Annotated in this window: 10 protein-coding genes; 9 read left to right on the top strand and 1 reads right to left on the bottom strand. The window is 70.6% G+C overall.

What is annotated here, in order from left to right:
- Positions 1–3 precede the first annotated feature (3 nt).
- From OIB37_RS25510 to OIB37_RS25475, 8 genes are all read left to right on the top strand, one after another.
- Positions 4–1371, top strand: a complete 1368-nt coding sequence (locus tag OIB37_RS25510; RefSeq protein WP_330459933.1) for an L-serine ammonia-lyase — start codon at positions 4–6, stop codon at positions 1369–1371.
- A 261-nt stretch (positions 1372–1632) separates the two neighbouring features.
- Positions 1633–2247, top strand: coding sequence for a type IV toxin-antitoxin system AbiEi family antitoxin domain-containing protein (locus OIB37_RS25505; protein WP_330459932.1), 615 nt, complete (start codon positions 1633–1635; stop codon positions 2245–2247).
- A gap of 365 nt (positions 2248–2612) precedes the next feature.
- Positions 2613–2867, top strand: coding sequence for a type II toxin-antitoxin system VapB family antitoxin (locus OIB37_RS25500; RefSeq protein WP_330459931.1), 255 nt, complete (start codon positions 2613–2615; stop codon positions 2865–2867).
- Positions 2867–3286 (top strand): PIN domain nuclease, encoded by a 420-nt coding sequence (locus OIB37_RS25495; protein ID WP_330459930.1) that lies wholly within the window; start codon positions 2867–2869, stop codon positions 3284–3286. The genes OIB37_RS25500 and OIB37_RS25495 overlap by 1 nt, the downstream gene beginning before the upstream one ends.
- A gap of 428 nt (positions 3287–3714) precedes the next feature.
- Positions 3715–4845 carry a hypothetical protein gene (locus OIB37_RS25490; protein WP_330459929.1) on the top strand — a complete coding sequence of 377 codons (1131 nt, stop codon included), beginning with the start codon at positions 3715–3717 and terminating at the stop codon, positions 4843–4845.
- The gene (locus OIB37_RS25485) at positions 4827–5486 is read left to right on the top strand and encodes a hypothetical protein (RefSeq protein ID WP_330459928.1); all 660 of its coding nucleotides are present in this window, start codon (positions 4827–4829) and stop codon (positions 5484–5486) included. Before OIB37_RS25490 ends, OIB37_RS25485 begins: the two co-directional genes overlap by 19 nt.
- 3 nt (positions 5487–5489) lie before the next feature.
- Positions 5490–6164 (top strand): RES family NAD+ phosphorylase, encoded by a 675-nt coding sequence (locus OIB37_RS25480; protein WP_330459927.1) that lies wholly within the window; start codon positions 5490–5492, stop codon positions 6162–6164.
- 1 nt (position 6165) lies between these two features.
- Entirely contained in the window at positions 6166–9051 is a 2886-nt protein-coding gene (locus OIB37_RS25475; protein WP_330459926.1) for a CHAT domain-containing protein, read from the top strand.
- Positions 9052–9101: 50 nt separating this feature from the next.
- Here OIB37_RS25475 and OIB37_RS25470 read toward each other — a convergent pair whose 3' ends face one another.
- On the bottom strand, positions 9102–10937 hold the full coding sequence (locus OIB37_RS25470; RefSeq protein ID WP_330459925.1) for a caspase family protein: 1836 nt from the start codon (positions 10935–10937) through the stop codon (positions 9102–9104).
- A gap of 532 nt (positions 10938–11469) precedes the next feature.
- Here OIB37_RS25470 and OIB37_RS25465 point away from each other — a divergent pair.
- On the top strand, positions 11470–12249 hold the full coding sequence (locus tag OIB37_RS25465) for a hypothetical protein (RefSeq protein WP_330459924.1): 780 nt from the start codon (positions 11470–11472) through the stop codon (positions 12247–12249).
- The last annotated feature ends 310 nt before the right edge of the window (positions 12250–12559 follow it).

Below are 12559 nucleotides of genomic sequence, written 5' to 3'. Positions count from 1 at the left end.
CCCGTGGCCGTCTCGGTCTTCGACCTGTTCTCGATCGGCATCGGCCCGTCCAGCTCTCATACGGTCGGCCCGATGCGCGCCGCGCGCATGTTCGCGCGCCGCCTGCGCAACGAGGACCTGCTCGGCTCGGTGGCGTCCGTGCGCTGCGAGCTGTACGGCTCGCTCGGCGCGACCGGCCACGGCCACGGCACCCCGAAGGCGGTGCTGCTCGGCCTGGAGGGCGCCTCCCCGCGCACGGTCGACGTGGAGGGCGCCGACGAGCGGGTGCGGGGCATCAAGGAGGCGGGCCGGCTCAGCCTGCTCGGCGAGCGCGAGATCACCTTCTCCTTCGACGACGACCTGGTCCTGCACCGCCGCAAGGCGCTGCCGTACCACGCCAACGGCATGACCCTGTGGGCGTACGACGCCTCGGGCGCGGAGCTGCTCACCAAGACGTACTACTCGGTCGGCGGCGGCTTCGTCGTGGACGAGGAGGCGGTCGGCGCGGACCGCATCGTGCTGGACGACACCGTCCTGAAGTACCCCTTCCGCACGGGCGACGAGCTGCTGCGCCTGACGAAGGAGACGGGTCTGTCGATCTCCTCGCTGATGCTGGAGAACGAGCGGGCCTGGCGCTCGGAGGAGGAGATCCGGGCGGGCCTGCTGGAGATCTGGCGGGTCATGCGCGAGTGCGTGTCGCGGGGCATGTCCCGCGAGGGCATCCTGCCCGGCGGCCTGAAGGTCCGCCGCAGGGCCGCCATAACCGCCCGCCAGCTGCGCGCCGAGGGCGACCCGCTGGCGCACGCGATGGAGTGGATCACGCTCTACGCGATGGCGGTCAACGAGGAGAACGCGGCGGGCGGCCGCGTCGTCACCGCCCCCACGAACGGCGCGGCCGGCATCATCCCGGCGGTCCTGCACTACTACATCAACTTCGTCCCGGGAGCCGACGAGGACGGCGTCGTCCGCTTCCTCCTGGCCGCCGGCGCCATCGGCATGCTCTTCAAGGAGAACGCCTCCATCTCCGGCGCCGAGGTCGGCTGCCAGGGCGAGGTCGGCTCCGCCTGCTCCATGGCCGCGGGCGCGCTGGCCGAGGTCCTGGGCGGCTCCCCGGAGCAGGTCGAGAACGCCGCCGAGATCGGCATGGAACACAACCTGGGCCTCACCTGCGACCCCGTGGGCGGCCTCGTCCAGATCCCCTGCATCGAGCGCAACGGCATGGCCGCGGTCAAGGCCGTCACCGCCGCCAAGATGGCCATGCGCGGCGACGGCTCCCACAAGGTCTCCCTCGACAAGGTCATCAAGACCATGAAGGAGACCGGGGCGGACATGAGCGTCAAGTACAAGGAGACGGCCCGCGGCGGGCTGGCGGTGAACATCATCGAGTGCTAGGGGAACAGGCCCTGACCAGCGCGTTCGTGTCTTTCGGCGCTGTCGGGGCCTTCCCTGCTTACGCGGCGGACAGTCCCCAGAGAGTCCCTGGGACAGGCTTGAAAGTCCCCGAAAAGTCCCCGGGAAATCACACAGGATGAGCGCCTGACCTGGGGTTTCATGGCCCTCTTGGCCACTGTTCGGATCCGTCGTGACCGTCAGCGTCCGCCCAGATGTATCAAATCGATCCCCTAAGAGCACTCGACGGGTACCATTAGATACATGAGTGCTGCGGAAAGCTCACGCCTGGAGCAGCGGCTGGCCGGCCTCCTCCCCACGTTCACGACGGCGCAGGCGCGCCAAGCCCTGCTCTCCCCTCGCGATCTGGCGCACCTGGTCACAGAAGGCGAGATAGACGAACTGTCCCGCGGGGTGTACCGGCGGGCAGACGCCCCGGAGACTGCGCACGCCGATCTGCTGGCCGTGTGCGCACGGGCCCCTCGCGCCGTCGTGTGCGGCGAGTCCGCCCTGGCTCTGCATGAGCTGATCGACGACATCCCCGCAGCGGTACACATCGCCGTGCCACGCGGTACACGCCGCCCCACGATTTCCTATCCGCCGACCGTAGTGGCGCAGTACACCTCGAAAACCTTCACCCTCGGCGTCGAACGGTTCGAAGCGGCCCCGGGAGAGACCATTCCTGTGTACAACGCAGCCCGCAGCGTCGTCGACGCGATGCGCCACCGCAGCCGGATCGGCGAGACCCTCGCCCTGTCCGCGCTCGGCCGCTACCTGCGCCGGAGCGGACGCGGCGGGGTCAGCGAACTCCAGCACATCGCGCGCGAGTTGGGCGCTCTCTCCGCCGTCCGTCCCGCCGTAGAGGCGGTGCTCGCCTGATGGCCAACCCCACCCGCGACACCACCGCCGGCCGCGCCTAGAACGACCTGCGCAACCTGGCCCGCCACAACAGCCGGTCCACGGACGAGGGCATGGTCGAGTACGTCCTCGAACGGTTCCTCTACTGAGCATCCCCTTAGAGACGCGCGACTGAGCACTCGCAGGAGCCAAGAGTCTCCGCCGCCCTGCCCACGCTCCCGGCGAAGCTCAAGATCGTGACGACTGTCCAGCTCCCACAAGAACCCGCTGGACCGCGGCCCGTCACAAGTCACCCAGGCCGGCCACTCCACATCGAAACGATATCGAATCTAGCGATTTTAAGGTATCGTTTTCAGTCCTGGGGCATCTCCGGAAGGACCGTTCACATGGCCAGAACCGTTATCGACCTCGACGAGGACATGGTTGCCGAGGCCATGCGCATCTTCGGCACGAAGACCAAAGCAAGGGCCGTTCGCCTCGCTATGGAAGACGCAGTGAAACGGCACCTGCGCCAGGAGTTCTTCGACGCCATGGATGCCGGCGAGCTGGACTTCAGCGAGATCGTCGAGACCACCGGCCCCCGCAACGTCGACGGCTCTCTCAAGCGCGACAACGGTCGCGACGGAGGCCGTGCTGCCTGATGCAGGACCGCTACCTGATTGACAAGTCCGCCCTGGCCCGCTGGACGAAACCGAACGTCAAAGAAGTCCTCAGGCCACTGCACGAGCGCTACCTGCTCGCGGTGTGCCGGCCCACCGAGTACGAGATGATCCACTCGGCACGAGACAACGCCGAGGCCACCCGGATCAGCACCTGGCTTCGCGCGTTCGACTACCTAACCACCGACGACGACGCCTTCAGTCGCGCCCTCGAGATCCAGCGACACGCCCTCAACGCGGGCTTCCACCGGGCTCTGTCCCTTCCGGACTTGCTGATCGCTGCCACGGCCGAGGTCAACCGCCGGACTGTCCTCCACTACGACGGCGACTTCGACATGATCGCTTCCCTCACCGGTCAGCCCACGGAATGGGTCGTCCCACCTGGCACTGCTGATCGGTAATCATTTCGGCCTCCTGCCTGCGGTGCTGTGTCCGCCACAGGGTACTGACGCGGACCAATCAGACCGTGCTCGGACACTACCGACCCCAACGCTTGGCCTGACGCTCGACGCGCACGGCATAGGACACCTTGGGACCGCTGATCCGGCGCGCGTTCGAGGCAACCTGAATACGGGTTTGCACGGTCACCGGTGCCGGCCCTGGCCTCGTCGCCAGCGCCGGTGATGTCCGCGCGTTCACGGCGCGCGCCTCCTGCCTGGTGAGCTCCGCGAGGGGCGCCCCCTGCCTGGCGACCTCCCCGTCCACCACGACCCACCCGCGACCAGATGACGACCAGCCCGCGCACCCCGCCGGAGCCGGACAGCCCGCTACCGTCAACGTGCCGTGACGGCACTTGTGAGGTGTGGGAGGGGCGCCCGATCATAAACGCATGTCGCCTAGTGCCACCGAGTTCGATGTCACTTCCGTGCTTCGGGAGGTGAAGATGGTCCGGACGGAGGGCCTGGTCAGGATCCGCGATCTCGATCTCCCCCTGCTGCGGCGCGCAGCGGCGCCGAGGTCCGCCACGGTCACCGACGCCTGGCCCGTCGAGGTGGAGAACCTGCTGCGCACCGCGGTGTCCCGGCTGGGTGGGGGACCCCTGGAGGAGGCTGCCGCGCTCACGCTCGGCCTGGCCCCGGGGATGCGCGACCGGCCCGCCGCTGACCGGCGCAGACTCGCGGCCAAGGCGTACAGCATCAGCGTCGAGCGCTTCCGCAAGAGCCAAGAGGAGATGATCCTCGGCCAGATTTCCGAGCAGATCTGCTGGCTCGGCGGGATGGGGGCAGGGGCCGAGGGGGCGTCGCGTCAACCTCCGCTGCTGGCACCACACTTGCAGCACCGCTCGCTGCGCGTGGGCGACGTCGCGCTGACGCTGCACGTCCACCCGGTCGAACTCGTACGGCACATCGACGTGATCGTCTCCGCCGTCAACACGCATCTGAGCCTGCCGGAGATGTTCAAGGCCTCCGTGCCGGCCGCGCTGCGCCGGGCCGGTGCCGTGCGTGATGCCTCAGGCGAGGTGCTCGCCGACCCGGTCCACGAGGAGCTGGTCGACTGGCGCAGGCGGAACCGTGTCCTCAGCCGGCCAGTGCCGCCCGGCACTGTGGTGCCCACCGGATCGGGTGCCCTCGCCGCACAAGGGGTACGACGCTTGTACCACGCCGCCGTCACGGTGCCGAGGCACGGCACCAACGACTACGACGTAGCTCCGCAAGACGTCTCGCTGGCCACCGCCCGCGTTCTGACCCTGCTGACCGAGGAGCGCGCGGCCTTCACCCCGCCCCTGCGCTCGATCTGCTTCCCCCTCCTCGGCGCCGGCCGCGGCGGGCTGCTCCCGCAGACCAGCGTGAGCGCCCTATGGGCCGCCCTGCGGGCCGGGGCGGCCCCAGACCGGGACATCCATCTCGTCGTCCGCAGACCACTGCTCGCCGACCTCGTCACCGAGGTGCTGGGCGCTCGCCCAGCGCCCAGCGCCCCGCGAGCATTCGATGACAAGGAGACATGGCACAGGTGCGTGTGAACCCCTTCCAGGTGCTCGCGGCATGCGCGGCCGACTGGAGCCGCTACGGCCGCCTGCTCGACGCCGCCTCGCGCGAGGCCGTCCGCGCAACACTCGCCGAGTTACGGAGCGCAGGCGCCAACCAAGAAGCTACGGCCGAGCGCGCGGCCCGGACCCTCGTCGGCGCCCTCCCCGCCGAGGTGGCCGCCGAACTCGTACGGGAGGAGGAGCCAGGGCGGTTCGCCGGCGCACCCTCAGCGATCCTGCACGAAGGGTACGGCGCGACCGACCTGTGCATGCTTGTGCTCGACGGCAACCCCATGGTCGGCCCCGTCCTGGGCGCCATCCGCAAACGCCTGCTGAGTGCACCGGCAGAGCCCTGGAGCGAGAGCGCCGACCCGCGGCTGATCGTGCTCTCGGACGAAGACGGACGACGCCGACTGCCCGCCTTCCAGTTCGAGGCGGGCACGATGCCCTGGCAGATCGTGCTCGAGATCGGCACCGTACTGCGCGCCGACCTCGACCCCTGGGGCGCGGCCGACTGGTGGCTTTCCGGGACCACGTGGTGGGACGGCACCCCTGCCGACCTCCTCGGGCACGGCCGCGACGCCGAGATGCTCGGCGCGGCACGTGCGCTGGTGACAGCGGACGAGGAGGCCTGACCGATGGGGAAGTACCCGCCCCCCGACCGCCTGCTCGGCGACCCGGCCCGCGTGATCCTGTGCGCGGGCACCCCTCTGTACCGGGTGCACGCCTCCCACCGCTCGCCTGCGGCGTACAACTCCCGTCCGTCCCACCCCTTCTACTACGGTGGGCGGTTCGACAGTACGCCCCACGACCCCTACGGGTATCTGTACGTCGGGTTCGGTCCTGGGGCCGCCGTGTGCGAGGTCCTGCTGCGCTCCCTGCCGTTCGACGGCGACGGCGGTCCGCGCTTGCTGCCGCGCGAGGTGTTCGAGCGGCGCAGCCTGTCCTTCCTCCGGCTGGCCGCCGACATCGAGGTCGTATCGCTGATGTCCGCCGCCGACCTCGCGACGGTGGCGCAGGACCCGTGGCTCATCCACGCCGAAGGCGCGGACTACCCGCAGACCCGCGACTGGGGCCACTGGATCCGCCGGCACACCGCACCCTGGGCGCAGGGCTTCGTCTGGCCCTCCAAACGCGACCCCGCCGACCGGGTAGCGATCCTGTTCGACGACAGAGGCATGGAACCGGCACTCGAACCGACGGGAGCCGTGTCAGTCGACTTCGGCACGGAGGAGGGCGAACAGTGGCTCAACGGCGTACTCGCTCCGTACCGCACCCGGACCGCCCCACGCCTGCCGGGACGGGGGGTGTGACGTGCCACAGCGAATCTACGACCTGAACGCGCTGACGTACGAACTGCGGACCATGCTCGGCGAGAGGCTGATCGACGCACGGGACCTGAACCGGGCAAGTGCCCTCGTCCTGGACCACCTCGGCTGCACCACGGGAGCCGAGGCGTTCGAGTTGCTGTACGCAGACTGGAAGGCGCTGCCCAGGGGGACCGTCATGTCCGGAATGCGGGCGGGCGAGATCCTCCAGCTGCTTCCGATGCTCCGCCTGGATCAGCGTTTCGGCGATCCCGGACGGGAGGAGCAACTGCTGCTCGAGGCACGCGCTCATGGGCCGTCCGAGGAAGGCTGGCAGAGAGCGGTCGTCACGGCGACGACCATGACAGGCGTGCTGAACCCGGACGACCCGAAGGCGCTGGAGGCCGCCATCGCCCGCGTGGAGGAGCAGCGGGCCATGTCCGCGCAGGACAGTCCGCAGCGTGACGCGCTCGACTACCAACACGCAGCGCTCAGGACTCAGCTGGCGCAACTCACCGGAGGCGAAGACGACTTCGACACGGCGGTCGATGACATGGCCCGCCTCGCCGAATCTCCGGCGTTCACCGCCGACCAGCAACTGGCCATGTCCGCCCAGCTCGCCGGCTTCCGCACACACCAGGCCGCGCGCCGCAACGACGAAGACGCACTGGAGCAGCAGATCCAGGTCATGGAATCGCTGCTCAGCCGCCTGTCAGCCGACCACATGGACGGACTGAACCTGGAGGCGTACCTCGACGTCGCCCGGGGCAACCTGGAGGTCATGCGAGCGCGCCGTCTGGGCCGTATGCCCACGGCGGCGGGCCGGATCGCCGCCGAACCACTGCCTGATTTACGGCGCAGACTCGCCGCACTGCCTCGCGAGGCGCGGATCGACCGGCTGGGCGAGCTGGGCATCAGCCGGGGCATGCTGGCGCTGGGCGCGCGGGACCACCGGGGCATGCTGGAGGCCCAGGGCCTGCTCGAGGAAGCGCTGGACCTGCTGGACGACCCCGACGACACTCGCTGGATCCGCAACGCCTACGCCCTGGGCCAGTCCCACTGCAGCCTCGCCGTCCTCTCCATCTCCCCGCACCCCGACCGCATGCCCCACCTCGACCAGGGCATCGCCTGGCTGCGGCACGTATGGCGGCTGACGGGCGGCCCGGAACACCCGCTCTGGGGACACACCGGCACATCCCTCGCCGACGCCTTCCGGTTCCGAGGTGATGTCCTGCACCTGCTCAACCGACGGGCCAAGCCCGCCAACCACGCCGAGGCCCGGCGCATCGGCCTCACCGCGCTCAAGGCCGCGGCCTGGACGGTCCTGCTCCAGTCCGGTACCACGCACGCCGCCGAGACCGCCCGGCGCGCTGGCGCGGATGCCGTGAACGTGGCGCGGTGGTGCCTGGCCGACGGCGCCCACGCCGAGGCCGTAAGCGCTCTGGACGCCGGTCGCGGACTGACCCTTCATGCGGCGACCATCACGATCACCGTGCCCGAGATGCTCGCCTCGCTCGGACAGGACGAACTCGCCCACGAGTGGCGGCGCGCCAGCCTCGCGATCGCCGCACCGGCACCCGGCGTCAGCCCAGTGCTCGTGCCTCCTGCGGGCAGCGGCGGGCCGGACAGCCGGTTGCGCCGCCGGGTGCTGCGCGCGCTGGCCGCGTCCCCGCTGCGGCAACGGCTACTCGACACTCCCTCGCCCGAGCGGATCGGGCAGGCACTGCGCGCACTGGGGGCGAAGGCTCTGGTCTATCTGGTGCCGGCCGGCGAGGAGTCGCCCGGCTTGAAGGACCGAATGTTCTTCGGCCGACGCCCCGTTCCCGGACAGGCCGTCATCGTCACCGCCGACGGAACCACTCAGTTGCTTGATCTGCCACATCTCTCGGCTTCCGCACCCGCGTTGAGTTCGTACCGGTCCGTCGGCAGCCCGGGCCGGGACGCCGGCGGACCACCCCTACCCGACGACCCTCCCGCCCCCGCTTCCGCTCCCGACGCGGACTCGACCCGTGCCGCCCTGGAGCGGCTGTGCGACTGGGCGGGTACGGCGGTGATGGAGCCGCTGCTCAGGGCTCTCCCGCGAGACGCCGGAGGCGGCACGGCTTCCCTCGTGCTGGTGCCGATGGCCGAACTGGGCGTCGTACCGTGGCACGCGGCGCGGCTGTCCCGGGGGCGGCGGGTATGCCAGGTGGTGGACGTCTCGTACATGCCGTCCGCCCGGCTGCTGTGCGAGGTCGCCGCCCGTCCCGCGACCGGCGCCCGCGAGGCGCTCATCGTCGGCGACCCGACCCGGGACCTGCACCACGCCGGCGAGGAGGCAGAGGCGATCCACCGGGCCTTCCACCCAGGCAGCCGCCTCCTGCGCTCCGGAACGGCGACCCCCGACGCCGTCACCAAATGGTTGGAGGGGCAGCGGGGCGGGCTGTTGCACCTCGCCTGCCACGGAGTGGTGCACCAGGGCAGCCGACACAGCGCCTATCTCGCCCTTTCCGGCGGGAACCTGGGCGCCGAGCAGCTCACCGAAGGAATCACCCGATATCGGCAGCTGGACCTGGTGGTACTGGCCGCCTGCCGTACCAACGTCTCCGGGCATGGTTACGACGAGGCGTACAGCCTGTCCACCGCCTTCCTCGTCGCCGGCGCCCGCTCGGTCATCGGCTCGCTGTGGCTGGTGCCCGACGAGGCGACCTCGCTGCTGATGTACATGACCCATCACTACCTGTGCCAGGAGGGGCGGCCCCCAGGGCAGGCCCTGCGCGGTGCCCAGATGTGGATGCTGGACGATCTGCGCGAGCCGCCGCCGGGCATGCCGGCCCCCTTGCGCTCCCGCGTCGCCCGGATCAGGAGCGACGACCTGACGGCGTGGGCCGGCTTCACGCACCTCGGCTGGTGATCCGGCGGCCCGGGTACCGCCTCGGCTCGTGACCCGGCCGGGACCGCGGTTCAGGGCACCTCGGTGCGGATGAGGACCTTGACCGTGCCCCAGCGGCCCACGCCGCGCCCCTGCGGCCCGCCCGCGTCCCGGCCGTGCGCGGGCGCGGCCAGCCGCAGCAGACCGCCGTCGCTGCCGGAGCCGGTCGGGAGCCCGCGTGCCGGCTCGGGGGCGTCGGCGGACCACGGATCGAGCCGGAACGGCGCGAGGTTCAGCTCGTTCTCCGCCACGATCAGCTTCAGCCACTCCCGCGTGTAGGCACCCCGCCGTACTTCGCGCCCCGAAGGCAGGAACAGCCACACCGGCTCGCCCCGGCGGGCCCACCCGGTGTGCCCGGGCCCGACGAACTCGCCCTCGAACAAGCCCGGCCACGAGCCGTAGCGGTCGGTGAGATCGAGCAGGACGCACCAAAGCGGACGGTCCGAGTCGTTGCGGATGCCCACCATCACCTGCGGCGAGCGGTGATCGTCGGTGTACGAGCAGATGACCTCCCCGTCGGCCGTGTGCCGCACGCCGCCCACCGAGGTCTCCTCGACCGTCACCCGGACGAGGGACGACAGCCAGGGGTCGGGGTTGTCCAGATCTCGGATATGCCGCCAGCGCGTGAGGTGTTCCAGGCAGTCGGCGACTCGTGCGGCGTCGGCCCGGGAGCGCAGTGGCAGTTCGGGCTCGACGCCCCCGCCGCCCGACACCCGTACCCGGCCGTCCGCTGCCTCCACCCGCAGCGTCGGCCCGTCGCCCTCGGCCGCCAGCAGAGGCCGGTCGACCAAGGCGTCGGCGAGCAGGCGTACGGCCGCGGGTTCGCCCTCGAGCGTGACGGCGGCCCGCGTGAAGGCCAACACGGACGGCGTCACCCCGAACACCGACTCCCGATCGGCGGGCCCCGGTTGCCAGCCCGTCGGCTCCACCAGAGCCGACTCCGCCCGGAGGGCGCGCACCACGACCGTTCGCGGCGTGCCCGCGCCGCCGAGCAGGGTGAACTCAGCTCCCACCGTGGCCAGTCCGTGAGCCCGACCGCAGTTGACCTCCCAACCGTCGGCCGTGTGCCGCAGCAGGAACGGCGAGGCTTCCAGGGTGTCGCCGTACAGGAAAGAGCCGTTCTCCGGGCCGCGCAGCTCCGGGTGCTGCACGCTGCTCAGCCTGCGGACGCGTTCCTCCACGCGCGCGTGCAACGCGCCGTGGGCAGCCGCGGGGCCGAGCGCGCCGAGGGTGGCGAGCAGGGCGTGACTGAAGTAGCCGCGCACCCGACCGTCGAGGACCTCCTCGTGGGCGAGCTCCTGCGGGCGGCACGCGGCGAGCAGCACGTGCCGGTGCTGCTCGGGACCTTGGCCTCCGGTGTCCCGCGTCCCTCGGGCGCCGTCCGTATGCCACCAGGGGCGCCAGGTCACCGAGCGCACGCCGGCGGTCTCGTCGCGCGTCGCGCCGCCCGAGTGGCAGCAGTCCAGGACGGCGACGACATGCGCGCCGCGCGCGGCGATGCCGTCGAGCAGCGCGCCGAGTTCGGTGTCCCGCAGTGGCTGGCCGCCCGGTGTCTGGCTGTCGTGGCACACCAGGGCCTGGGACCGGCCGGTGGCTTCCCACGGCGCGTCGGTGGCCTCCTCGCTACCGTGGCCGCTGAACCACAGCAGCGCGGTGTCACCGGGACCGCTGCGGCCGAGGTGCCGCTCGATGCCGCCGAGCACAGCCGCCCGAGTGGCCCGCCCGTTGTGCAGCGGCAGTACGTCGGCCCGTACACCGCCCTGCCGACGCAACCATTGCTCGGCCTCCCGCACGTCGTTCACGCATCCCTTCAGCGGCTTTTCCGGATAGTCGTCGATGCCCACGAACAGGGCGTACACGCTGCGCATGGCGTGATCCTCTCAGTCTGGACGGGGCGGGACCGGGGCGAAGCCAGGGCGTGTGCGGGTCATCGTCGTGCCACCCATGTCCCTTGGACCGCAAAGCAGTTGAAGGTAAGGGCAGTATGAGAGTCAGGAGACCAGGAGAGAGGACAGCGCAGTGAGTTTCGGGGGACCCCACCCGCACCAGTCACCCTGGCAGCCCGACGGCGGACCGTGTCCGCCGACCCCGCAGCCGGACCCGCACACCCCGCCACCGCCCCGGCTTCCCCACGTCCCGCCGCTCCCGGACCGTCCGCCCTACGCCCCTCCTCAGTCGGGCCAGACCCCATACGGCCCGTCCCCATACGGATCCCCGTACGCCCCCTCCCCGTACGCGACCCCGTACGGCCCGTCGCCGTACAACTCGCCGACGCAGCCCTCCCTGTGGCAACGACTGCGGTCCGACGAGTGGCCCACACTCGCCGAGTTGCTCAGAGGGCGGCGCGGGCGGGTGCACGGCTGCCTCTGGGCCGTGGTGCTGTTCCCGTGCACCTGGGTCGTGACCCTGCCGCTGCTCGTGAGCTACCCGCTGGCCCGGTCGGCCCGCACCAGGGCACGACGGATCTTCGCGGCCGGGCACCACCGCCAGATCGAGGACCCGGAGGTTGTGCGTATCCAGAAGGCGCGCGCCTGGACCGCTGCGGTCATTTCCTGCCTCATCCTCCTCGTGTACGGCAAGCCGGGGGATATGGCCCAGGCGCGGGAAGAGTACTGGGCCAGGCTGATGGCCACACCGTGGCTGCTGCTGCTCACCGCACCGGTGGTGGGCTGGTTGCTCTTCCGGTGGGCCTCACCCGACGCAAGGCGGGTCATGCGGCCGCGGCTACGCGCCTCTGGGCGGTTGGCCCTGTGGTACTTCGGCGCGCTCAGCCTCGTGCCGGTGCTGGCCGCGCTCGCGGCCTGGTCCACGGCGCATCTGATGCCGGCCGTGTTCGGCAAGTCGTCCGTCGACGTGACCACCATCCTGCTCATGCCGGTGGTCACGTTCGTGCCATGGATCCCGATGATCTGGGTCCTGCTGTTCGTGGTGTTCGCTTCCGGGCCAGCCGTGCGCAGCGCCTTCAACACCGCCGAGGCGCATCCGGCCCTGCCCGCGCTGCTGACCGGAGCCCTCGTCTGGGAGTTCATGGTCATCAGCGTCGCCACGGCTGACCTCCCGCCCGGCCCGCCGCTGATCCAGATCGGTTCCCTGCTCGGCGGCCCGGTTTCGGTGACGGCCGTCGTCTGGTGGGAGATCCACCGGATGCGCATTCGGCACGGCGTGACCCTGCGCGGCTAGCTGGTCGCACGTCTCCAACCACCTGCTTGTCCCCCGCTCTGCGCGCTCGCTGCACGTCTGTCCACCGGTCGCCACCGGTGGCGATCACGGCGTACCGATAGAGGTGCCTCGCCACCACGAATTGATCTTGGAAAGCATGAAAGGCCCAAGTCACTTCACTGAACCGCCTTCGGGATTCGAATCAGAGACCTCTGCGCATTACCAGCGCGCCGATTCGCCGGCTCGGACGCATGCTTGTCCAGACCGTCGGCACTGCCTTGAGTCCGCCCTTCACACGGATTTCGAGCGCCGCCAGATACTCTGTGAGCAA

The organism is Streptomyces sp. NBC_00820 (assembly GCF_036347055.1).
Taxonomy (GTDB): Bacteria; Actinomycetota; Actinomycetes; order Streptomycetales; family Streptomycetaceae; genus Streptomyces.
Note: the sequence above shows the minus strand (reverse complement) of the source record. Positions and strands in the feature narration are given on the sequence as shown.